22 protein-coding genes and 1 riboswitch are annotated in these 23,953 nt (G+C 47.7%); of the genes, 10 read left to right on the plus strand and 12 right to left on the minus strand.

Annotation, left to right across the window (positions count from 1 at the left end):
- Nucleotides 1–13: 13 nt before the first annotated feature.
- Nucleotides 14–1,291: a phosphopyruvate hydratase gene (gene eno, locus NZM01_02735; protein MCS6958945.1), complete on the plus strand. Its 1,278-nt coding sequence runs from the start codon at nt 14–16 to the stop codon at nt 1,289–1,291.
- 13 nt (nt 1,292–1,304) lie between these two features.
- The gene (locus NZM01_02740) at nt 1,305–1,724 is read left to right on the plus strand and encodes a DUF29 family protein (GenBank protein MCS6958946.1); all 420 of its coding nucleotides are present in this window, start codon (nt 1,305–1,307) and stop codon (nt 1,722–1,724) included.
- Between the two features lie 24 nt (nt 1,725–1,748).
- Here NZM01_02740 and NZM01_02745 read toward each other — a convergent pair whose 3' ends face one another.
- Together NZM01_02745 and NZM01_02750 are read right to left on the minus strand one after the other, a co-directional pair.
- Nucleotides 1,749–3,359, minus strand: a complete 1,611-nt coding sequence (locus NZM01_02745; GenBank protein ID MCS6958947.1) for an NAD(P)H-quinone oxidoreductase subunit 4 — start codon at nt 3,357–3,359, stop codon at nt 1,749–1,751.
- A 330-nt stretch (nt 3,360–3,689) separates the two neighbouring features.
- Complete coding sequence (locus NZM01_02750) at nt 3,690–4,109, minus strand: globin domain-containing protein (GenBank protein ID MCS6958948.1); 420 nt, start codon at nt 4,107–4,109, stop codon at nt 3,690–3,692.
- Between the two features lie 119 nt (nt 4,110–4,228).
- On the opposite strand from NZM01_02750, the gene NZM01_02755 reads away from it, so the two are divergent.
- A complete protein-coding gene (locus NZM01_02755) occupies nt 4,229–5,407 on the plus strand; it encodes a hypothetical protein (GenBank protein MCS6958949.1) in 1,179 nt (392 codons plus the stop codon).
- A 62-nt stretch (nt 5,408–5,469) separates the two neighbouring features.
- Here the strand turns inward: NZM01_02755 and metE are convergent, their stop codons facing one another.
- On the minus strand, nt 5,470–7,701 hold the full coding sequence (gene metE / locus NZM01_02760; GenBank protein ID MCS6958950.1) for a 5-methyltetrahydropteroyltriglutamate--homocysteine S-methyltransferase: 2,232 nt from the start codon (nt 7,699–7,701) through the stop codon (nt 5,470–5,472).
- A gap of 184 nt (nt 7,702–7,885) precedes the next feature.
- Nucleotides 7,886–8,029: riboswitch (cobalamin riboswitch) on the minus strand.
- A 64-nt stretch (nt 8,030–8,093) separates the two neighbouring features.
- On the minus strand, nt 8,094–8,246 hold the full coding sequence (locus NZM01_02765) for a chlorophyll a/b-binding protein (GenBank protein ID MCS6958951.1): 153 nt from the start codon (nt 8,244–8,246) through the stop codon (nt 8,094–8,096).
- Between the two features lie 105 nt (nt 8,247–8,351).
- Here NZM01_02765 and NZM01_02770 point away from each other — a divergent pair, with 105 nt between their 5' ends.
- Both NZM01_02770 and smpB read left to right on the plus strand, forming a co-directional pair.
- Nucleotides 8,352–9,614: a competence/damage-inducible protein A gene (locus NZM01_02770; GenBank protein ID MCS6958952.1), complete on the plus strand. Its 1,263-nt coding sequence runs from the start codon at nt 8,352–8,354 to the stop codon at nt 9,612–9,614.
- A gap of 191 nt (nt 9,615–9,805) precedes the next feature.
- The gene (gene smpB, locus NZM01_02775) at nt 9,806–10,264 is read left to right on the plus strand and encodes an SsrA-binding protein SmpB (GenBank protein MCS6958953.1); all 459 of its coding nucleotides are present in this window, start codon (nt 9,806–9,808) and stop codon (nt 10,262–10,264) included.
- A 5-nt stretch (nt 10,265–10,269) separates the two neighbouring features.
- On the opposite strand, the gene NZM01_02780 is transcribed toward smpB, so the two are convergent.
- Nucleotides 10,270–11,223 (minus strand): GntR family transcriptional regulator, encoded by a 954-nt coding sequence (locus NZM01_02780; protein MCS6958954.1) that lies wholly within the window; start codon nt 11,221–11,223, stop codon nt 10,270–10,272.
- A 7-nt stretch (nt 11,224–11,230) separates the two neighbouring features.
- Nucleotides 11,231–11,647, minus strand: a complete 417-nt coding sequence (locus tag NZM01_02785) for a hypothetical protein (protein MCS6958955.1) — start codon at nt 11,645–11,647, stop codon at nt 11,231–11,233.
- 125 nt (nt 11,648–11,772) lie between these two features.
- Between NZM01_02785 and hemF the strand changes: the two genes are divergently transcribed.
- From hemF to NZM01_02810, 5 genes are all read left to right on the plus strand, one after another.
- On the plus strand, nt 11,773–12,744 hold the full coding sequence (gene hemF / locus NZM01_02790; GenBank protein ID MCS6958956.1) for an oxygen-dependent coproporphyrinogen oxidase: 972 nt from the start codon (nt 11,773–11,775) through the stop codon (nt 12,742–12,744).
- Between the two features lies 1 nt (nt 12,745).
- The gene (locus tag NZM01_02795; protein ID MCS6958957.1) at nt 12,746–13,063 is read left to right on the plus strand and encodes a DUF3067 family protein; all 318 of its coding nucleotides are present in this window, start codon (nt 12,746–12,748) and stop codon (nt 13,061–13,063) included.
- 61 nt (nt 13,064–13,124) lie between these two features.
- Entirely contained in the window at nt 13,125–15,893 is a 2,769-nt protein-coding gene (locus NZM01_02800; GenBank protein MCS6958958.1) for a GAF domain-containing protein, read from the plus strand.
- Between the two features lie 59 nt (nt 15,894–15,952).
- Complete coding sequence (gene crtH, locus NZM01_02805) at nt 15,953–17,440, plus strand: carotene isomerase (GenBank protein ID MCS6958959.1); 1,488 nt, start codon at nt 15,953–15,955, stop codon at nt 17,438–17,440.
- Nucleotides 17,441–17,442: 2 nt separating this feature from the next.
- Nucleotides 17,443–18,189, plus strand: coding sequence for a hypothetical protein (locus NZM01_02810; protein MCS6958960.1), 747 nt, complete (start codon nt 17,443–17,445; stop codon nt 18,187–18,189).
- Nucleotides 18,190–18,464: 275 nt separating this feature from the next.
- Here the strand turns inward: NZM01_02810 and NZM01_02815 are convergent, their stop codons facing one another.
- The 6 genes from NZM01_02815 to NZM01_02840 all read right to left on the minus strand — a co-directional run bounded on the left by NZM01_02815 (nt 18,465) and on the right by NZM01_02840 (nt 23,939).
- Nucleotides 18,465–20,009, minus strand: coding sequence for a hypothetical protein (locus tag NZM01_02815; protein MCS6958961.1), 1,545 nt, complete (start codon nt 20,007–20,009; stop codon nt 18,465–18,467).
- Nucleotides 19,993–21,108: a DegT/DnrJ/EryC1/StrS family aminotransferase gene (locus NZM01_02820; protein ID MCS6958962.1), complete on the minus strand. Its 1,116-nt coding sequence runs from the start codon at nt 21,106–21,108 to the stop codon at nt 19,993–19,995. The genes NZM01_02815 and NZM01_02820 overlap by 17 nt, the downstream gene beginning before the upstream one ends.
- Nucleotides 21,105–21,536 (minus strand): FdtA/QdtA family cupin domain-containing protein, encoded by a 432-nt coding sequence (locus NZM01_02825; protein MCS6958963.1) that lies wholly within the window; start codon nt 21,534–21,536, stop codon nt 21,105–21,107. The genes NZM01_02820 and NZM01_02825 overlap by 4 nt, the downstream gene beginning before the upstream one ends.
- Before the next feature lie 24 nt (nt 21,537–21,560).
- Complete coding sequence (locus NZM01_02830) at nt 21,561–22,211, minus strand: class I SAM-dependent methyltransferase (GenBank protein ID MCS6958964.1); 651 nt, start codon at nt 22,209–22,211, stop codon at nt 21,561–21,563.
- A gap of 101 nt (nt 22,212–22,312) precedes the next feature.
- Nucleotides 22,313–22,942 (minus strand): HAD hydrolase-like protein, encoded by a 630-nt coding sequence (locus NZM01_02835; GenBank protein MCS6958965.1) that lies wholly within the window; start codon nt 22,940–22,942, stop codon nt 22,313–22,315.
- A 7-nt stretch (nt 22,943–22,949) separates the two neighbouring features.
- Nucleotides 22,950–23,939: an ATP-grasp domain-containing protein gene (locus NZM01_02840; GenBank protein MCS6958966.1), complete on the minus strand. Its 990-nt coding sequence runs from the start codon at nt 23,937–23,939 to the stop codon at nt 22,950–22,952.
- Nucleotides 23,940–23,953 lie beyond the last annotated feature (14 nt).

Raw genomic sequence — 23,953 nt, forward strand, 5'->3', positions numbered from 1 at the left:
TACGAGTGGGATTATGCTAAAGACGGAAGCGGCGATTGCCAGCATTGTTGCCAGAGAGATTTTGGATTCGCGAGGGAGACCTACCCTAGAAGCAGAAGTAAGATTAGCTGATGGCACGATCGGTTTATCCCAAGTACCCAGTGGGGCATCGACGGGGAGTTTTGAAGCCCATGAGCTGCGGGACGGGGATAAGAGCCGTTATGGGGGTAAGGGTGTCCTCAAGGCGGTAGAGAATGTACATAGCCAAATTGCGCCCGCTTTGGTGGGACTAGACAGTCGTGACCAAGAACTGTGCGACCGCACAATGCTGCAGCTAGATGGTTCCCCCAACAAAGCTAATCTGGGAGCGAATGCAATTTTAGCAGTCTCGTTGGCAGTGGCGAAGGCAGCAGCCCAGTACCTGCGGTTGCCTCTCTACCGTTACCTGGGCAATCCCCTCTCCCATGTGTTGCCTATCCCTTTAATGAATGTCCTCAATGGCGGTGCCCATGCCGATAATAATGTCGATATTCAGGAATTTATGATCGTTCCCCTCGGTGCGCCTACGTTTCGGGAAGCACTGCGCTACGGGGCAGAGGTATTTGCTAAGCTCAAGGAAGTGTTGCATGAGCGCAAACTCTCCACCAGTGTTGGGGATGAGGGGGGTTTTGCTCCTAACCTGGAGTCCAACCAGGCAGCCTTGGATTTGCTGATCGAAGCGATCGAAAAAGCAGGCTATACCCCTGGTAAACAGATCAGTCTGGCACTGGATGTGGCAGCTAACGAATTGTACAAGGATGGCAAATACACCTTCGATGGCACAAGTCATAATCCAAGTGCTACCATTGCCTACTACAAAGATTTGGTGCAGAAATACCCGATCGTTTCCCTAGAAGACGGACTACAGGAAGAGGACTGGGGCAACTGGCAAACTCTCACTACCGAACTAGGGAATATTCAGTTAGTAGGGGATGATTTATTTGTGACCAATAAAATTCGTCTGTTACGGGGCATTCAGGAAAAGTGCGCTAATGCCATCTTAATCAAACTCAACCAAATTGGCAGCCTGACGGAAACCCTGGAAACTGTGATGACGGCTACAGCTAACAAATACCGATCGGTAATTAGCCATCGCTCCGGGGAAACGGAAGACACCACGATCGCTGACCTGGCAGTGGCAACGGGGGTCGGGCAAATTAAAACCGGCTCCCTCTGTCGCAGTGAAAGAGTGGCTAAGTACAATCGGCTCCTGCGCATCGAAGCAGAACTGGGGGCAAAAGCAGTCTACGGCGGCACCCTCGGTATCCTCTAGTCACCCACAAGATATGGGCAAATTCTACATCGACTGGGATTACTGCCTAGCCTTGGCAGAGACCCTCTCTGACCTGCAAACAGGTAAACTGAATTCCCAAGAACGCTTGCACCTTGCGACAGAACTAATAGAAGTAAGCCAGCCTTACCATCGGGATTTTGCCTTGCAACTGCAAGTGTTTCTTGCCTCCCTTTGCCGAACTCTGTCTGCTCGTTCTGCCGCTGCCCAAGCCTTCTACCGTGCTAACCTGCTCCAGCAACTGTACGATATTCAGAATTGCCTAACCCAGTACCCTAGCCTAACTCACTACAGCTCCAGGCTATTCGATCGATTCTGGCGCACTCTAGATTTACTCCCCCTGCAACTGCAGATTAGCGACGAAGCAGACAGGAAAAAGGGCAGAGAGTCCAGCAAACTCGATCGGGCTGCTTGAAACTCCTGCCTCTTCTACCTTCCCCTAGCGGAGTTCTGCCACTAGAGGAGCTGTTCGTGCCGCAAAAGCAGGTAACTTACTTGTAGCAAAGGAGTGTCTGACCTCGGCATTGACAGCAACTGTTTTAGCATCAAACACCGTCGTACAGAGCTTGGGATATAAGCCGACGGCAATCACAGGCACCAAGAAACAGAGAGCAATGAATACCTCCCTGGGCTTGGCATCTGTGAAAATCGTCTCTGGCTCAAGGGCGCAGCTATGACCAAAGCAGTTAGCCCCTCTATTCTCGCTCACCATCTGCGCTACAGGCTGACCATAAAACACTTGCCGCAACATGGACAACAAATAAACGGGTGTTAAAATCAGACCCACCGCTGCTAACAACACCGTCACCGTGCGGAAGGTGTCGCCGTAGACTTCGTTAGCCGTAAAGCCCACAAATACAGACAACTCACTAGCAAAGCCACTCATCCCAGGCAACGCCAAGGAAGCCATTGCTGCCGCAGTAAATAAAGCAAACGTCTTGGGCATCGAGCGGGCAATACCACCCATTTGCGCCATTGCCAACGTATGGGTACGGTCGTAGGTTACCCCTGCCAAGTAAAAGAGGGCTGCTGCAATCAGACCATGGGAAATCATCTGCAGGAGAGCACCGCTCATCCCCAAATCAGAGAAAGAAGCTAGACCCACCAACACAAACCCCATATGGGAGATAGAAGAGTAAGCCAAGCGCCGCTTCATGTTGCCCTGACCAAGGGAGCTGCAAGCGCCATAGATGATGTTGACTACACCCAAAATCGCCAATACTGGGGCAAAGTAGATGTGGGCATCACTGAGGGCTTCCAGGTTAAACCGGGCTAAACCATAGCCCCCCATCTTCAGCAGAACGCCCGCCAAAATCATGGACACAGGAGCAGAGGCTTCCCCATGGGCATCGGGCAACCAGGTATGGAGAGGGAAAACGGCTAACTTGGTGCCAAAGGCAATCAAGAGACCAGCATAAAGGAATAATTGCAGGGTTAGGGGATAGTCCTTGGTTGCCAGTTGGGCAATATCAAAACTCGTCTCCCCAGAAAACGCCATAGCTAACCCACACAGGAGAATGAATACCGAACTTGCTGCTGTGTACAACAAAAACTTAGTCGCCGCATAGCGCCGCTTTGCTCCCCCCCAAATGGAAATCAAGAGATATACAGGAATCAACTCAATCTCCCACAGCAGGAAAAACAGGAGCATGTCTTTAGCGACAAATACACCAATCTGGGCACCATAGAGCACTAGCATCAAAAAATGAAACAGGCGGGGCTTGTGATCTACTTGCCAAGCAGCAAATATCCCCAACGTGGTCACTAGTCCTGCCAACAACACCAGCCAAAGGGAAATGCCATCTACCCCCACTGACCAATACAACCCTAGCTGGGGCAGCCAAGGGAGCGTGTCCACCATCTGCCAGCCCACTGCTGTGGGGTCGTAATTGCGCCACAGGGCATAGACCATTAGGACAAAATCTAGTAGAGCAACGCCCAAACTATACCAACGAATATTTTTGCCTTCCTTATCTGGTAAAACCGGTATCAATAAAGCCGCCACCAGGGGTAACAGAATAATAGTCGTAAGCCAAGGGAAATGTTGCATTGTTCTCTATAAACCGTGAGTAAATACCTACTCTCTATTCTTTCACAAAATTTAACTTTTCTTCATAAACATCAATCCAATTTCCCACTAGGGAATCATATAGAATCTTCAATAGATTGGGGGTATTTACCTATTGACAAAACAGAGCTTCTTCCCTTAGGAGGAGGCGGGAGCTAGGTAGCAGGAAGGAGTAATTCCTGGGGTAGAAACGATCGGGAGGTAACAATTACCAAAGTCAACAGAAACAGAGCGAAAATTATTGCTGGCGCGACTCTTTGCACAAAAAAATGCATAAACCTTTGTTTCTCTGTATCCCCATCCTAGCACTTTTTAAGTGGGTACGCCTGCTTCCAGCATCAGCTCACGGATTTGGGCAAAGGCGTATTCCCAGGCTTCCTCCACTGCGGGACACCAATCCTTGCCTAGGTGTTGTTCTAGGGATTGCCGGACGGCTTGGTTAAAGGGGGCAAAGTATTCAGCTTTAACTCCGTAGCGGACGTGTCTTTCTGCCAGGGCACGCATGGTCGTGCGGAATAGACTAGGGTTGTGCAGGTTCTTCACCATTAAAATCAGGGCACCCATGAGCATTTTTTGTTGTTGTGGCCAGTTGGTGTGGCTAAATAAAGCCCGCGCAGAGGGAGCACTGAAAAAGAGGTAGCTGTAAACCGATCGGGCAAAGTCTTCCTCTTTTTGCCGCACAAGTTCAAAACTGTCCCTCAGGATAGCTGCTGCTTGTTCTCTGTCCATCATGGCTGACAGTTGTGTTAGTTCTTGCTGTTAATTTAGGGGCGGGGGGAGGGTAACTGTCGGTTTTACCATGATTTCTTCAGATTCTGCGCTAAGATTTTAGCGAGAGTGGGCAGGTAGGTATGGTCAGCTGGGAATTTCTATTACAGAAGAAGGGAGACCGCTCCTGGTTGCCCCTGGAGTCAGCCCAAGTGGAAGTTCTAGCAGGAGAATACCGTCTAGCAGCACGATCGGGATTTCAGCGCCAAGCCGTAGACATTACCTGGCACTACACCCCTGCTACAGCAGAGCAGCAAGAGCTTAGCCAGTCTGTGCAGCAGGAAATCAATGAGGAGGGGCTATTGCTGGTTATGCCCTTTACTCAGCTGAGGGAGGGCAGTTGGCAGATTAACTGTAGAGTGGGCAAGGACTTTGCTACTAGTTTAGAACTGGTGGTTTTACCTGACCAGGCAGAGGAAGCGGCAGTGCCGCAGTTCCATCTCGCTACTACCCACTTTCTCTTGGAACAGGAAAGGATTGTCCATATCAGGGGTACTACCAGTCAAGCAGGGGAACTGCAGGTATTGGTTATGCATCCGCAAAATCTCAGCCCCCTCTTCGATCGCACTTTTGCTGTCAGTGCCGGTGAGTTTAATTTGCCGATCGAGTTACCTGATTTGGTAGATTTCTTGGTGCTCCTGGGAGAAGTGCGTTACCAAAACCATACGATTGCCACATTAACTTTTACCTTCCCCCCAGAAAGACTGCGCCCTGCCACTCCCCCACCGTCTGCCAAACCAGAGGTAAAGCTACCTCCCATCAAAAGCTCCCCTATGCAGCCGATGACTCCCCCCCAACAGGAGGTAACCAATGGCAAGGTAACAGTGGTAGAAGAAGACACCCTGTTTGCTGATTTGGACGATATTTTTGCTCCCATTGCTGAGCTACTGCAGGAAGCCCCGCCGCCACCTCCCCCTAAGACGGAGGAATTTATTCCTCCCCCTGTGCCCCATGTGAGTTTACCCCCTGAACCGATTGAACCAGGTAGACCCCTTACCCTGAGGGTGACAATTCCCCAGCAAGCCGGGAAGTGGGCGGTAAAACTGTGGTTGAAAGACTGTCAGACCCGCAAATTGGTAGATGGACCCCGCTGGCTTTTGGATTGGCAGACGCAAGACCATCTACTGTACGCAGAAAGCATGCTTACATTTCCCCTTGGTTACATGACAATTAGCCTAGAGGCGATCACCGTGGAGTTGGAATCGGGGGCGCAAAGTCGTAAGTTTCACCAGGATTGTACCATTAATCTCCTGCGTTTATAGCTTGCCTTTCTCTTTCTGCTAGGGTCAAGGGGAAAATTCCCCCTGATTACTTACTCTATGACCTAGAGTTTTGCCCGCAGTTGCTTGGCTGCCTCCACCATGTTCTTGAGGGCAGGGATTACTTCTTCCCATTGGCGAGTTTTCAAGCCGCAGTCTGGGTTGACCCAAATCTGTTGCACGGGGAGTTTCTCCACCCCAGCTCGTAGTTGTTCTAGTATCTGGGCAACGCTCGGTATGGCAGGACTGTGGACATCATAAACACCGTTGCCCACCTGGTGCTTGTATCCCGCTGCAGCAATCTCCCACAGAGTGGCGTTGTTGCTACGGCTGTTTTCGATCGAGAGAACATCGGCATCGAGGCGCTGAATGTGGTGGATGATGTCCCCAAATTCGGAGTAGCACATGTGGGTGTGAATTTGTGTTTCTGGTCTCGCTACCGCCGCTGCCAGACGAAAAGCATCCACTGCCCAGGTGAGATATTCATCCCAGCGCTCTTGTTTCAAGGGCAACCCTTCCCGCAGAGCTGGTTCATCGATTTGGATGATCCTTGCCCCTGCTGCCTGTAGGTCTGCCACTTCGTCCCGCAAAGCCAGAGCAATTTGCCAAGCCTGTTCTCGGCGGGAAATATCCGAACGGGGGAAAGACCAGTTGAGCATGGTGACGGGGCCCGTGAGCATGCCCTTGACAATTTTGTCCGTCAGGGATTGGGCGACCTTAAATTCCCGCAGGGTCATAGGTTGGGGACGGCTAATATCACCGTAAATGATGGGGGGACGAACACAGCGACTGCCATAGCTCTGCACCCAACCGTGTTCAGTAAAAGCAAAGCCTGCCAGTTGTTGCCCGAAAAATTCCACCATGTCGGTACGCTCGAATTCTCCGTGCACCAATACATCTAACCCCACTTCCTCTTGGCAACGAATACATTTGGCAATTTCAGCATCGATCGCCTGCTCGTACTCCTTTTGCGTGATCTCTCCCCGTTTGTACTGGAGCCGCAGCCGGCGAATTGCTGCAGTTTGGGGGAAAGACCCGATCGTTGTAGTCGGCAACAGGGGTAAGGGGGGTTGTAACTCCTGGCGGTCTGCGTAGGGCAGAGGTCTTTGCAGGTCTGCAGGGGAGAGATGGGCTAAACGCTCTTGCACAGCGGTATTGACGGGGCGGAAGGAGGCAAACTCCTGCCATTGCTGCTTTAGTAACTCCAGTTTGGCACTGTGGGTGTCTCTGTCCTCTAGATAATCGGCTAACCAGCGCAACTCCCCTAGTTTCTGTTGGGCAAAACTAAGGACATTTTTTAGGGGAGCAGGCAGATTAGTCTCTAACTCCACGTCATAGGGCACAAATTGCAAAGATGCGGAAGTCTGTAGTCGGATGTTATCAGTTATCGATCGGATGACAGCAAGGGTTTTGATCACCCCCTCAGGTTGCAGCCGCCAGACATTGCGGGCATCTATGATTCCCACACCCAACTGTTTGTCCCTAGGAAAACCATACTTTTCCAGGAGAGAGAGATTTTCTCCCCGCGTGAAATCCAAACTAATGCCCGCTACTGGTAATGCCATCACCCAGGGATAGGCTGCTCCCAAGTCATCAAAGTAGGTAACCAGTTGAATGGGTACTCCCACAGTCCCTAGGCTGTGGTAAACAGACTGATAAAGTGCCTGCCACTGATTGGCATCACTGAGCACAAGGGTGGGTTCATGTATCTGTACTTCCGTCACTCCCAGTTGCTGCAACTGCTGTAATAACAGTAGATAGCGTTCTGTCAGTCTTGCCACTACCCGTTCTTTGTCTAATTCTGTTTTGCTCAGGCGGAGAAATGTCAAAGGACCTAAAACGATCGGGACAGCCCGTTCTCCTAGGAGTTGTTGTGCCTGCTGCACAGTTGCCAGAAAATCACCAAAATCAGGTGCTTGCCAGTCGGCACCAATTTCCGGAACGAGGTAGTGATAGTTAGTGTCAAACCATTTGGTCATCTCCAGCGCGGGAATTCCCTCGCTTCCCCGTGCCATGGCAAAATAACGCTCCAGCCCCGTCAATCCTAGAAAGCGCGGCGGCACAATTCCCAAACGACAGCTCCAGTCCAAAACATGGTCGTATAAACTGCTATCCCCTACCCCAATTCGATCGATGCCTGCTTGTAACTGGGTTTGCCAGCTTTGCTGTTCCAGTTCCGCCTTCGTGTCTAATAACTGCTGGGCAGGGGATTGACCATGCCAAAAAGATTCCAATGCTTTCTTCAACTCCCTCTTTTTGCCAATACGGGGATACCCCAAAGTAGCAGTAATAACCATAGACGAGTCCTCAACTCAACACTAAATAAAGAAAGATAGAAAAGAGAAAGACAGCCCCCACGGCTAGGAAAAGATTACAACCGCCTCTAACCACTAGCGATCAATGACAACTGTCCGTTCAAGTTGAGTTGAGAGATTGATAGAAATTTAGCGCAACCATATCTGTACCTCGCAGATCAATGCCATAGAGAACAAACACAGCGGCGGGCATTCTGGCTGAGAAAGGCTAACTTTCATCACAGCTGCGGGACAGCGACGGACTCACACCGCACTTTCCCCATTACTTCCAAGGGCTGACCCCCTGGGAACCGCGTGTAGCTTTCACTTTAACATAAAAAGACAAAGACCCCCGCCCGTAGGCAGGAGTCGTAGATACAATCAAGGAACTTAAGCTAGATGATACCCCAGAAGTGGAGTACACCTTGACCGGAGATCAGCTCAGTCACGATCGCTGCTACGAAACCGATCATTGCCAAGCGACCATTCCAGTTCTCTGCACCAGCAGTAAAACCCCAAGACCAAACATTGCGATTTTCGTTTTCCATAATGCCAACCCAGAACTACTACGATAAGAAATGTAACAAAACGTCATACTCATCGCAATAATTTCTTAATATTTCTCTCCAGGGAAATAGCCCCCATAGACCTTTATGAGTAGTAAAACCGCCGAAGTTATCTGTATTGGTACAGAGTTGTTGCTAGGGGAAATTACTAACACCAACGCCCAGTATCTGGCGCAGCAACTGGCTAAGCTTGGTATTTGTCACTACTATCAAACAGTTGTAGGAGATAATGTGACGCGCATTCAAAAAGCCCTGGCGATCGCGGCTGGGCGGTCAAATTTAATCATTACTACTGGCGGTTTAGGACCTACGGCGGATGATTTAACAACACAAACAATCGCCCAATTTTTTGACACACCCCTAGAAGAACGAGCAGAAGTGTGGGCAGACATCCAAGCCAAATTTGCGGGCAGGGAAATTCCCTCCAGTAATCGCAAACAAGCCCTCCTCCCGCGGGGAGCAACGGTACTGCCCAATCCCACTGGCACTGCCCCTGGCATGATTTGGGAACCCAAACCCGGTTTGGTGATTATGACCTTTCCTGGTGTTCCCAGCGAACTCTATCCCATGTGGGAGGAAACGGCTGTTCCTTGGCTGCAGTCCCACGGCTGGGTATCTGACCCCCTGTGGTCCCGAGTGTTGCTCTACTGGGGCATTGGTGAATCAGCCCTAGCAGAACAGGTAAGTGACCTCCTACAACTGTCCCAGCCCACAGTCGCTCCCTACGCCAATTACGGTCAAGCCAGACTGCGCATTACTACCAGAGCAAAAGACCAGGAAACAGCCCTGGCGATTATCCAACCGATCGAGCAGGAAATCCTACGGCGCACAGGGCAATACTGCTATGGCTTTGACGATGACACTCTGGAACTAGTGGTGGGCAGGCATCTCCGCGCCCAGGGACAAACCTTAGCAGTGGCTGAATCCTGTACGGGGGGCTGGCTAGGCAAGATGATTACCTCTGTCCCTGGCTGTTCTGACTACTTTGTGGGGGGAGTCATTGCCTATAGCAACCAGGTCAAGGTGGAAGTTTTGGGGGTAAATAAAACTGACCTAGAGCAGCACGGGGCAGTGAGCGCCGTTGTTGCAGAACAGATGGCAGCAGGAGTAAAAAGCAAACTAGGCACTGACTGGGGTATTAGTATCACAGGCATTGCTGGACCAGGAGGCGGCACCCCCAGAAAACCAGTGGGCTTAGTCTACATCGGGCTAGCTACTCCAACAGGGAAAGTAGAGAGTTTCGAGCACAGATTTTCCCCCTCCAGGGATAGAAATTGGCTGCGGCAAGTGAGTGCCTGCTCTGCTCTTAACCATTTACGGGAAAGATTTGTTATGATGCAAAATACTTAGGTATTTGGGGTTAACTAATTGTGAAAACTATTAAAAAAATCCTAAGAAAGTTAGGGGAATTTATCAACAATCTCCTGGATGGCTTACTGGGCAATCGTCAACCGGCACCTGTACCCGTACCTGTACGTCACCGTCGCTAGATTACCGCTAAGATAGGATTCTCCCTTAGTTGGTAGTCAATAGCGATCGCGATGAACAAATTTAACTCCGTCTTTGCCGAAAATCGGCAGGCTCGCTTTAACTATGAGATTTTAGAGGTCTATGAGGCAGGCATAGAACTGCGAGGGACGGAGGTGCGCTCGATCAAGGCGGGGCTAGTCAATCTGCGGGATGCCTTTGCCCTAATTCGCAATGGGGAAGTGTGGCTGCTGAACATGTACGTTGCGCCCCACAAAACCACGCGTAGCTATTTTAACCATGAACCTACCCGCAGCCGCAAATTATTGCTCCATAAGGACGAGATTAGAAAATTGATTGGCAAGGTGGAGCAAAAGGGATTCACCCTAGTGCCCCTCAAGTTGTACCTCAAAAATGGGTGGATTAAGGTGAGTTTAGGCTTAGCCAAAGCGAAGAAACTCTATGACAAGCGGGAAGACATTAAAAAGCGAGATGACCAGCGGGAGATGGCAAGAGCACTCAAGTTACGTTAGGGATGTTAAGCTAGTCCCAGTTCTAGCCGCAGTTGGTGTAGGGATGCAGGCGCAATGTAGGGGTCGCAGTAGACCACTTCTAGGGGACGATGGCGGTGGGGTTTAGCTTTTTCTAGTACCTGCTGTACTACTTCCGCGGAATCCCCCACGAAAATCACATGGGCATAGCGGGCAATGTTGTAGAGTTCCTCCTCTTGCTGGGGCATACAGGCAACGACTGTCAGTTCCTCCCCCCTAATACTGCGCACAATCGTCTCCGCTACCCGCAAAATACCACTGCTAGCAGACACAATGCCCACATAGGTACCAACGGGTAATGCTTGCAGCTTGTCTATTTCTTTCTGGTAGCGATTGATTTTCAGGGGAATAATGGGAATGTCAAAACCCTCTGCTGCTGCCTTGGTGGCAGGATAGAGGTAGGGATTAGTCACGATCGTGGTAGCATTGTTGGTCTCCTCTAACAGATGGGGCAGACTCTCGATCGCTACCACCTGTACAGGGATAGCAAGAGCGTGGCGAATCTCCCTCGCCATAATTTCCCCTACCCCTGGGTCACGGTCATGACAAGCCACCCAGACCCTGGCGGCACATTGTAAGCGCCAATTCAGTTCTGCCTGCATTGCCCGTTGGATTTCTTCTAGCCTGTGCCCCCCTTGGACGAGGCGATCGATGGTCTGTCTGACTAGAGAGCGCAACTCCCCTATCCTGTTGTCCTCCCCTTGTTGTTTGACAAATACCCCTGCCCCTGGCTGCGCATCGACCAAGCCTGCTTCCTTTAGTTGTTGATAAACTTTGCTGATGGTATTGCGGTGCACTCCTGTCCACATTGCCAATTGGCGAGTACTAGGGAGTTGTTTACCTGGGGGATACTGCCCAGAGGTAATGGCGAAACTGATTTGATTGTAGAGCTGGGTGGCAACGGGAATAGAACTATCAGGCTGGATGTAGAATTTAACCATTGTCCTATCAACAGCTACCTTTAGTCCATTTGTTGTCTTTGCGACACTTTTGTTGTTTACCCGCCCAGGTCAATTTCCATTTGCCGTTGACTAAACTCATCTCCAGGCGATACTTCCAAGCTGACACCGCCGCGTCCGTCGACCCCGTCACTGTATGGGTAACTACTGCTTTGCCGGTGGAGTAGCTGACAGAAATACTTTCCGATTTCAAACCCTCTGGTTGGGGAGTGCTAAACTTAGCGAAGGCACGGAAAGCAACCAGCTTAGGGTCAATGTCGCCAACAGTACTGAAGGGAGTTATATCTAGGGGGGCAAAATCTTCTTTGGTGGTTCTTTTCTTAGTAGTAGGTGGTGAGGTTGACTCCGCTAAAACAGCTAAATTCAAGAGTCCTAGGCATAAATATAGAACCAATAACTTGCCCATAGACCACCCTTTCTGCCTGCACTAATTCTAAGTCCACTGCACTAGGCTTGTCAAATTTCTATGCCATCTATAAGTAAAAATCAATGCTAAAATGGTCGGCGTTCTTTAGTAAATTAAGATGCACTATGGTTCCCAGTGATGCCCGCGCTAGAGTTAGTGAATTCATGAGAGCTATCCAGGATGAGATTTGCTCTGGCTTGGAGGCAATGGATGGCGGTGGCAAGTTTCGTGAAGACAGGTGGGAAAGAGTGGAAGGTGGGGGTGGACGCTCCCGTGTAATGACAGAAGGCAAGATATTGGAACGAGGAGGAGTAAACTTTTCGGAAGTGTTTGGCAAGGAATTGCCTCCCAGTATTACTAATCAACGCCCAGAAGCTAAGGGGCACGAGTTTTATGCCACGGGGACATCGATGGTGCTCCATCCCCGTAACCCCTATGTGCCTACAGTGCACCTGAACTACCGCTACTTTGAGGCAGGTCCAGTATGGTGGTTCGGCGGTGGTTTGGATTTGACTCCCTACTACGGCTTTGCTGAAGATGCCCAACACCTCCATCGTTGCTTGAAAGAAGCTTGCGACCGCCATAATCCCCACTACTACAGCGTATTCAAACCCTGGTGCGATGAATACTTCTACCTCAAACATCGGCAGGAAATGCGGGGCGTAGGGGGTATTTTCTTTGACTACCAGGACGGCAAAGGCAAGCTCTATCGCGGTGACCAGCAGGGGGAAGCCTTCCGCATCAGTGAGGCAATCGGGGAACTGCCGGAGCGCTCCTGGGAGGAATTGTTTGCCTTTGTCCAAGACTGTGCCCGCACATTTCTGCCTGCCTACTTACCGATCGTGGAGCGTCGCCAGGGGATGGAATGGGGCGAGCGGGAACGCCAGTGGCAACTCTATCGCCGTGGTCGCTATGTGGAGTTCAACCTGGTTTATGACCGGGGAACGGTGTTTGGTTTACAGACCAATGGGCGCACAGAGTCAATTTTGATGTCCCTGCCTCCCCTAGCCCGCTGGGAGTACGACTACCATCCCCAACCGGGCACCCCAGAGGCGGAACTAGTCGAAGTCTTCCTCAAACCAAAGGCATGGGTATAGGATGACAGGGGCGGAACTCCGATCGATTTTAGTGGCAAAGTGGGGCTATTCCTACGATGTACAGCTGCGGCAGACCGGGAATAGAATTTACCTGCAAGTGATGTGGCGGTACTTAGAGCAAGCCTCCTTTCCCCTTTCAGAAGGGGAATATCTCGCCCATCTCGATCGGGTTGCCGCCTACCTGAGTGATTGGCAGGTCACGGAACAGGTAATTGCCGCCATTAGAGACAGCCGTATCAAGCCCAGACTAGGCAAGGCTGTAGCGATTCCCCTCCAATTGCCCCAAGGAAGAGCAGTAGAATGGTTGATGAATGGCTAGATTTTTCCTCTAGCTAGGTTTATTGTGGAAGAGTAAGGGCAAGATAACGGAAGCTGGGGGGATGGGGGAAACAGGTTCCAACTACTGGGATCGCCAGTTTGTCAGTCTGGGGCGGGCGGTACACACTTTGCGGGAAGCTAGCAGTGAGGCAGAGTTAATTGCCACTGCCATCAGTTATTTGAAGGAAGCTTTTGATTACCGCCTAATTTGGATTGCCCTGTTTGACAGCGAGAATTACACTCTCATTGGCAAAGGGGGGGTGACCCCAGCGGGGGATATTAAGTTTTTGTATGAGAAGTTCAAACTAGAGCCAGGGGATTTACTCGATACGGTGGTAGTACAGCGCAAGCCCTTGCCCATCCCTGACCTACGCCAGGAAATCCGCAGTGGTGAGTGGATGAAAGTAGCACAAAAGTTTGAAGTCCAGGGGACAATTATCTACCCTATTTTCTATCGCAAAACTACGGTTGGTCTGTCTATCCTTGGTTCCCATCACTGGAATGTCTCTCCCCGAGCAGAGGAGAAAGCTAAGCTATCTATCCTCTTTGGTACCCTAGCAGCTAGTCTCAATCGCCTGCAGTTAGAAAGTCAGCAACAGAAGCGGGCGGATGACCCCCTCCTCAACTGCCTCGATCGCTTTCGCAGTATTACCCAATTGCAGCAACGTCTGGAAGAGGTGGTGGAGGAAACCCAGCGGTTTTTAAGTCCCACCCGTACCTATTTGTACTGGTATGACCCCCAACAGCGCCTGTTTGTCCGCCGTGCCGCTAACCGCCTCAAAGCCCCAGGGAAAAAGTCCGACTCCCACACAATTTCACCCCAAGGTTCCCCTGCCCTCTATCAGACTCTCAGCAGTGGGCAGATGGTGGCAATTGCCAATACCAAAACTACCCGATCGGACTTGAACCTAGTCAATTTACGGGTGTTCAACAACCCCAACCTAGGGGCATTTATGGTGGCACCAATTACTTTAGAGGGAGATTTAGTGGGCTTCTTGCTGGTAGAAAATGACCAACCTCGATTGTGGACAGAGGAAGAAAAGCGCTACCTCAAAGGCATTACTCAATTACTCTCCCTCCTCTTGCCCCTGGAGGAGATGGATAAGCGCTTGCAGCAGGTGACCACCGACCAAGTGTTAGTGGCAGGGATTGCCCAAGCCGTCTACAGTGAAGAAGAATTCCACAGTGCCCTGGAAAAAGCTGCTACCCAACTCTGCCAACGCTTACAAGCGGAGAGATTTTGGCTGGCTGCCCTCAATTCCGATCGGGGTACTTTTGAAATTTACTACCAATATCACCCCAAGAATGTCCGTCCCTTGCCCCCCAACCTAGGGGAACTCTCCCCCGTCGATACCCAGTTACTGGAGCAATCCCTGGAAGCTGTAGCAGTGGAAAATCTGGAGTATGACTTAAAATTTTTGGCATGGCGGTCAGTTCTAGCCAATTTTGGTATCAAAACCCTTCTCCTCAACAGTACCCGCAAACGGAAAGCCAAACTAGAAGGGATTGTGGTTGTGGGGCACACAGAACCCCGTGCCTGGTCTAAGCTCGATCGGGAATTACTGCGCTCCGTTGCCCAACAGTTAGGGGTATTACTACAACAGCGTCAGATGCAGCGGCGGGGGGAAGAGCAAGACCGCCTACTCAAAAGCATTAAAAATGCTCTCCTCCATTTGCAAAGCTGCTATACCCTTGACACGCTCCACCGTACTGCTGTCCAGGAGATAGTCAAGGTGACAGTATCGCCCCTAGCAGTCCTGTTGACCTGGCTGCCCGGACGATCGGGGGGGAATATTGCTGCCAGCTTTGCCACCCAGGATGCCTTCAAACTCAACTACACGGAGACAACGCTTTCCATCGACAATGACCCCCTGGTGCAGTGGTGCCTGCAGACGGATGGGGTGTTAACCCTCAGTGTCCATGACTTACCCGAGGTGACAAGGCAGTGGCTAAATGCCCCTGGGATTGGTCAAGTGGCGGCGATGGCGCTCCACATAGCTCCCCACCTTGCTCCCACCGGCTTGATTTTAGTAGCCGACCGTTTGACTAGGGTATGGGAGGAAGCAGCATTGCAGGCATTGGCAATTGTAGTCAATCAACTGGCGTGGCTACGGCGGGATTTAGTCTTGGTGGAAGATTTGCTCAGGCAAAAACAGGAATTAGAGCGATTGAACTGGTATAAGACGCGCCGCTTAGAAGAAATCAAACGCTCCGTGGGCGTAAGCCTACAACGTCTAAACAGCAAAGAAGGTGATGGAGACACTAACCTCACTGCCCGTCTGCAGCAAACCGCTAATCAACTACAAAATACGATCGCTCCTTTAGCCAATATCGAAAAAGAAAGCTGGCGATTGCGGCTAGATTACGATACTGCCTCCCTCTCTGGCATTCTCAAACGCGCCCTAGAGAGATTAGAAAACATTGTCCATCAAAAACAACTATGGGTGCAGATACACAACCAAATCAACGCCACAATTGTAGGAGACATTGGCAAAATTGAAATGGTCTTCCATGAACTGTTGTTGTTTGCCTGTAACCGATCGGCAGCAAAGGAGCGCATTGACATCTGGTGTCGGGAAGAAGAGCAACGGGCGGTAGAAATAGTAATTACGGATTATGGCGAAGTTGATCCCCAATTACTGCAGGAATTACAGGAAGGGCGTAGTCCCGATTTTTTAGTTCCCTCTCTCCTGGATCAGCCCCCAGGGTTGAATATAGCTATCTGTCAGCGGTTAATGGCAGAGGCAGGGGGGGAAGTGGCTATCTATGTCCTAGAAGACCATCGCACCTTAACTCGTTTAGTCCTGCCCATTGCCACTAGCCCAGCCTAGGAAAGAAGACAAAAGCTTAGCTTGCCCCTACCATTGATCCTGCTGGATTCCCATTCTCTATGACCAAACTAGATGCAGAAGTAATTGTTGTTGGTGCTGGCATAGGTGGCTTAGTTACTGCCACACAGTTAGTAGCAAAAGGAATTGATGTTCTAGTGCTAGAAAAATACCTCATTCCTGGGGGCAGTGCTGGTTATTTTAGTCGCAATGGCTATCGGTTTGATGTAGGTGCCTCCATGATTTTTGGCTTTGGCAAACAGGGAACGACTAATTTACTAACCCGTGCCCTAGCTGCTGTGGATCAGGAGGTGGAAACCATCCCCGACCCCATCCAAATTCACTACCATTTGCCCAAGCTAGACATCAAAGTCCACCGTGATTACCAACAGTTTGTAGATGAACTGAGCCGAAAGTTTCCCCATGAGAAACGGGGAATTAGACAATTCTATGATGAGTGTTGGCGAGTGTTTAACTGTTTGAATGCTATTCCCCTTCTCTCCCTGGAAGAATGGCGCTATTTACTGACAGTGTTTGGGCAAAATCCCCCGGCTTGTCTGGGGCTAGTAGGATATTTACCGCAGAATGTAGGCGATGTGGCGCGGCGCTATATTGCTGACCCTGAATTACTCCAGTTCATCGACATGGAATGCTACTGTTGGTCGGTGGTACCCGCCGATCGGACTCCCATGATTAATGCGGGCATGGTATTTAGCGATCGTCACTATGGGGGCATCAACTATCCCAAGGGGGGCGTGGGACAAATTGCCCTCAAACTGACAGAGGGGTTGACAGCTAAAGGGGGCAGAATCCGTTATGGTGCCCGTGTTACCCATATCCGTCCCCATGACCATAGCATTTCCGTTGCATTAGCCACAGGGGAAACCCTGACAGCCAAAAGAGTAGTATCCAATGCTACCCGCTGGGATACCTTTGCCCTACTAGAACAGAAACCTAGCTGGTGGGAAAGACAGTGGCTCGATCGTTATCAAAAATCCCCTAGTTTTTTAAGTTTGCATTTAGGCGTAGATAAATCTATCGTACAAAACGTGACAGACTGTCATCACATCCTATTAGAAGACTGGTCACAGATGGAAGCAGAACAGGGCACAATTTTTGTTTCCATCCCCACTTTGTTAGACCCTGAATTGGCACCAGCGGGTTATCACATTTTCCATGTATTTACTCCCAGTTGGATGCAAGCTTGGCAAGGGCTATCCCCTCAACAATACGCGGAGAAAAAAGAAAGAGATGCAGAACGAGTGATCGATCGGTTAGAAACCATCTTTCCAGGCTTGACAAAAGCGATCGATTATCAAGAGGTAGGGACACCTCGCACTCACCGGCGGTTTTTAGGTAGAATTGACGGCACCTATGGACCGATTCCCCGCCGTCGACCTTTAGGTTTACTGGGCATGCCATTTAATCGCACGTCCATACCCAATTTATTTTGTGTGGGGGATAGCACTTTTCCAGGGCAGGGCTTGAATGCTGTGGCTTTTTCGGGATTTGCCTGTGCCCATTTAGTAGCTACTACTTTGGGGAAATAACCATGCGCAAATGGCGAATTCTGCTGCAAATTTTGCCCTTAACAGGGTTATTTTGTCTTGTCAAATTGTGGCTATATCGTCTAGGCTGGCAACCTTGGCAGTTTGATGCTTTCACGGGAGCATTATTTGCCACTGCCAGTTTTGTCACTAGTTTTGTCCTAAATGGCACCTTAACCGAATATCGCAGAAGTGAAGAATTACCCATCCTAATTGTCAATGCTTTAGAGTCTATTCAAGACTGCCATATTTTATTTGCTTCCCTCTGCAAAGATTATGACCCTAGACCCCTAGAGCAACAGTTAGCTGCTATGGCTGCATCAATAGTGGAATGGCTCCTTGGTAAAGACAGTATAGACAAAGTTTACCGACAGATTGACAAAATTAACTTGGCTTATCAAACCATGTCGGAATTAGGAGGTGCTAACTGGATTCAGCGACCACAAATTGAACTAGGAAAAATTCGCCTATACGTGCAGCAGATTAGAGCTTCCCGTGACAGTGATTTTGTTGCCCCTGCCTATATCATATTGCTCATATTTTTGCTAGCAGCAATTGTAGCTCTGCTCCTAATTAGGGGAGAAAATATAACAGAGACTTTTACAGTATCGGTCTTTATTTTCGTTTCCTTTGTATATTTGTTTGTACTAATCCGCGATTTGGAAAATCCCTTTCAGTACGACGGTACTTCCAGTGTTGATGTTGACCTCTCTCCCCTACTACATTTCGGACAGCGCTACCAAGTTACCTAGGTTGATGCTATTTCTTATAGTCATTCCAGATAGAGAATGCACCCAAGACGGGTGTAAGATAAGGGCAGAGTAGGAATTATGGCAAAGATTGAAGACGCCCTAGAGCATCGACTCAAGTCAGAAAGTGATAGCTGTGATTAAGAAGATAGTTTCAAGTAAGCACTGATGATAACAAATAAGTTAAATTGTCTAAAGTTAAGTTGAGTCTGAGTTCTGCGAAAAGTCCCGTAGATATTGGCTCATTTTCCAAATCAATAAAACAGGTTTCAAGATATCTATTCAAAGTAGCTTAAGTCAATCTCCGCGTTGTCTGTATCCAGCTGTAGCTCGGCTATTCGTTTGGCCAAAACTTCTATAGTTGATTTGGTATACTCCAATCTTGACTTAGTTACTGTTAGTTCTTCCTGTAGAGACTGCACTTTTTGTGCGATGTAGGATTCAGAAATCTTGACTTCATCTAGGTATGCCCTTAGAGCATCATAACAATAATCTTGAGGACACAATTTGTCTGGTGGAGGGAGTAACTCCCCTTCTCTTATCTGATGTAAACTATCCTTGAATACATTAGGCGTGTTATAACGCAAGTAATGTTCACGAGCTAATTGGGACTGCTGTATTAGTAACGGCTCACTAATTGATTCTAAGCACTCATACAAATCAGACAAATTTCTCCATACCATAGCTTCTGGATAAATAATTCCTGCTCCCGAAAACAGGCTAGTTTTATAGTGTTGATGATTGAGAATTGGTGTTCCTGAGGACATGACCTCCACGGAGGTCTTGCCACCACCTAATGGAAATGAACTGATGTAAACATCAACCTGAAATTCTATCATTGCTTGCGCTACACTTCTAACCCAAGGAATGTACACAAAATTCTTTTCATCAATCCCTCTCTCCGCTAGCCTTTTTCGCACCAACTTCAGTAAGTCTTCTGTTACAGGACCAATATGTATGTGTTTACCTCTTGTCAATCTCAGAATTTGGGGTATTTCATCAAAGTAACTAAACGAGTACGTGCCAATAAATTTTTCTAACCTCCCTGAACTACAAGTTATAATTGAACCTGATTGTAGAAATTTCCTATCAGTAAATGTTGGAACATCAGTAACGGAAAGAGGCAAATAACAAACTCTTTGAACTCCAAGACTTTCTTTACAGTTAAAGTATCCAAAAGGATGAGGATCGATGTGAGTTACGTTGGGTAGATACAATCCTAAGGTACAAGTGTGGTCACCATGATGGTAATAATATACATCAAAACCTCTATCCATATAGGCAACTAGAAGTGGAATAGGGTCCTGATTATGACCAAATATAAATACCTCAGAAGGAGATAGGTCAATTATTTGCGATTTAATAAAGGTTGCTTTTACTGTATAGGCTCCATTAGGAGCATGTCTTACATCGATGCCATAGGTGGAAAACCTGTCTATTACTTCCCTTCTCTCTCCTCTATTGTAGAGATCAGTTAATAGAATTATGTGTTGCCTCTCTGGCTGGAACTTGATCAGATCCTCTATAACTGCTGTATGTCCGCCTGCTATATACAGTTCAGTTGCTACGTAAACAGATAAGCTAGTATTCTTCCTGGTAGAAACTGCAAAACTAGGCTGCAGAGAGTCAAATTTTTCCCATATCATTCTACACATACGGTCTAAGTCATGCGAACCGAATACTCTACCTACTGATCTTTGATCACAAATAACAGTCAGTACAAAGCTAGTCAACAAGTTACACGCACTATCAATGTCATCATTTTTCAGAAACAAATTAATTCTATCCTCAATGTCCTGAATAGGGTCAACCATACTTTTCAAAGATCATGGACAATTTATCGCATACATATTCTAACATAGAGTTTGTTAAGTTTGGGTACAGGGGTAAACTAAAAATTGTATTGGATAAAGCCTCCGTAGTTGACAAACCTGATATAGGCAACTTAACCAAATCTGATTTGTAGTAAGCACCTGAGAGGTGGGGTGGAATAGGATAATGAATTAAAGTTCCTATGCCATATTCAGCTAGCTTAGACATTAAGTAGTTCCTCTCCCTATGGGCAACAACAAACAAGTGCCACACTGAGTCGGTAATAGAAATTTGGGGTAAGCACAAGCTAGTTCCGTTCAAGCAGTCCAAATACTTGCTTGCCATTTCTGATCTTCTTAGATTCCATTCATCTAGTTTGCGCAATTTGACCCGTAAAAAGGCTGCTTGCAGTTCATCAAGTCTACTGTTGTATCCCTGTAGTTCATTGTAATACTTCTTCCGAGAACCATAATTGCGCAAAAGCCTTACTCTTTCTGCCAACTCTGGGTCGTTAGTTGTTACTGCTCCTCCATCCCCGATCGCTCCCAAATTTTTAGTGGGATAGAAACTAAAAGCTGCCGCATACCCCAAATTACCAGCCTTCTTACCCTTGTAGGTTGCCCCATGTGCTTGCGCCGCATCCTCCAAAACGAACAAGCCATACTTTTGAGCAATACTGTTGATCTCATCCATATCTGCTGGATGCCCGTATAGATGAACAGCAATGATAGCTTTGGTTTTATCTGTAATTGCCTCCTCAATCAATTTAGGGTTGATATTGTAAGAGTTGGGGTCAGGTTCTACAGGCACGATCGTTGCCCCTGTGCGGGAAACAGATAGCCATGTGGCAATGTAAGTATTGGCAGGTACAATTACTTCATCTCCTGTTCCAATCTCGATAGCTTTCAAAATCAAAAAAAGTGCGTCTAGACCGTTACCAACACCGATGCAATACTTGGTACCACAATAGTCAGCAAACTCTTGCTCAAATGCTTCCACTTCTCTACCGAGAATATAACTGCCCGAATTGATTACCCTCTCATATGCTTGCCTTAGTTCCTCCTTAATCTCCAAGTGCTGTGACTTTATATCTAAAAACGGGACTTTCATGATTCTTCTCCCCTAGTAGCCTTAACAAATTCACTATAATCACGATAGTAATCATCAGGGTCATAGAGGGTAGAAACGATCGCCATGCATACTGCACCAGAGGAAAAATTATTGATTACTCGCCAGGTCATAGGTGGGATGTATAAGCCATAGTAGGAACGATTAAGAGTAAATTTCTGACTGTGGTAACCATCGTCGACAATTACGTCAAAGCTACCCGACATAGCTACCAAAAACTGCTGGCAAGTTTTCAAAGCATGACCTGCTCTCTCTGCCCCCCCTGGTACATCATATAGATAGTATACCCGCTTAATTTCAAAGGGCACATGTTTTAGTTCCTCAATGAAAGTTAAGTTGCCCCGCGGATCGGTTATCTTGGGTAACTCTATGATCTGCCACGTCGATTTACAGGCTGAATCTTCTAGCACAGAACCTCTCCCTGTTGATAGTAACTAAACTACATTTCTGGCTACAATCACCAACTCCGCAGCAATGTCGGGATACCTTTCGCCCAGAATCATAAATGCATCTAACATCTCCAGTGTCCAACTCTGCTCAATCTGCCGATCGGATAGAGGCTTTAACCAGTACCCCCCGAAGAAATCAATAGACAACCCCGCGGCTATGAAGTCACGGCGAAAAGTTTCGGGGTTGTAAACTCTACGATGTCCGTGATGTATATCTTTTTCACTCATAGTCTCTTCATGGGGTATTAATCCCATAATCACTGCTGCTTGCCGATGCAAAGAACGTGCATTAGGAACTGCGGCTAGAACTAGACCGCTGTTTGGTACTAACCACTGTCTGATTATACTCAAAACTTGAACAGGATTCTCCACATGTTCTAGGACATGACCAAGGATAATTACATCATAAAGCTCAGTAGGAGAAAAATTTTCTATCAAAGAATTGTACACACGCAGGTGAGGAAACTTTTGTTTTAGTTCACTAGCAAAAATACGTGAACCCTCCAAAATATCTGGGTGAAAATTATCTGCAACCAGCATCTCCGTCATAACTCCCTCTGCGGGGCCAATCTCAAGAATACGGCTAGCAACATTATGGATAAATCTCCTAAAAACCTTGTAGCCATGACGAATCATTGCTATGTTCGCTGGAAGTGTATACCAACTTTCGCTAGCAACGGCATCTAACCTGATTTGCTCCGAAACATTTTGACTCTGCATCATATTTTTTATCGCTCCTAAATATAAGCTAACATGAATTTTGGTAGTCGAGATATGTCCTCTATTATAGCCCTACTAGGGTAACAACGCAGCATATCTTGCGATCTTTGCCCGCAAGAAACGCCTACAAAACTTATACCTGAGTTTTGGCTTGCAATAGCATCAATTTCTGAGTCACCACAGTGTATTATAGGTTGTATTCTTGACAAGACATTAGATTTGTGAAATTCTGCATTTTGTGGTGATACAACATAAACTTCTGTAAAAAAACTTTCTAGATGATATTTATTTAGAATCCTATATACGCCCTCCTGGTTTTGCCTAGCAGTTAATAGTACCATCGAGAAGTACATCCCACTCAATTGCTGCAGCGCATCTCTAGACCAAGGAAAAGGTTGATCTAAAGCTAACCATTCATCCTGTTCTATAACTGATAGCCACTCTAAACGAAAAATATCAACCAGCTCTTTATCAACTCTCTGGAAAGTTAAAGCCTCGGCAGTCGAAAAACCTTGCCTCTTATGCTCCCATAAAGTATCTAAGTTAACAACATCTTGAAGTTTTAACCTACGCAAAATGCTGCCGATAACTGCCATTTGACGTGGGTAGCAATCAATAACTGTTCCATCTAAATCCAATGTAATCACACCATTCCTAAGCATAGGCAATATGCTCCCTGTAGGACCTAGTTACAAAACACTCTCTGTACTCTTGTTTGAGATAAGACCTAGGTTCATGTCCTAGAAAGCAAGCAACGTGGGCTGAAGGGAAATCTATTCCCAATGCAACAGACATGGCTGTAGCTCCGCCTATTCTAGGATTAACATCAATAACAAAATTATCTTGACCACGTGTCTGAAAACAAAAAGAGCCAAATAGATTGAATGACTTTGCTATCTTGTATGCAACATCAAAATATATAGGATCATAAAATATATGAGCTTTCGTTGTAACACCACTCTTGATCTCTAGTCTTTTTCGACAAACAACCTTTCCAAACGAATAATTGGAAGGGAAGAAAGCATCTATTGTAACTTCTGGCTCATCTATCCACTCCTGAACCACATAATCGTCAATGTTTGACTCTACCTTAGCTGTCATTATTTCTAATTCTTTTTCTGTCTCAATGACCTGTACAAACTTGCTTCCATTCCCATATCTATCCTTAACAATTAATCTATTAGCAAAATCTATGCCTTCAGATAGTAGATATGTTTTGGGAACATGTATCCCTTCCTTAAGTAACCTCCTAGTAGACTCTAATTTATCGGTACATAACTTTGCGGCTTCTACACCTACACAACAAGGTGTAATATTATTTGCCTGAAATACTTCTCTAGCTTTGGCAGTGGCAATAATCTCCTGATCATGAATTGGATAGAAGTAACCTATATTTTGGGACTTGAACAAATCAATTGTCTTAGGCACAAACTCAGGGTCAACTGCAGGCGGTAACTGCAAAAAATCATCCGCAACTGTAGCTGCTGCAACCAAATGTCTGGGGTTTGTATCACAAGCGATTACCCTATATCCTTGGCGACCAAATGAGTTCTTCAAAGCACTTACTGCTGTGTATCCTGTGGCTGAACCTGATGAGCCAATAGCAATTGCTAAATCCTTCTTAAAGCTGTCTTGTCTCTTCATCTTAGCTAATTGTC

This window comes from Pseudanabaenaceae cyanobacterium SKYG29 (genome assembly GCA_025055675.1).
Lineage (GTDB): Bacteria > Cyanobacteriota > Cyanobacteriia > Pseudanabaenales > Pseudanabaenaceae > M5B4.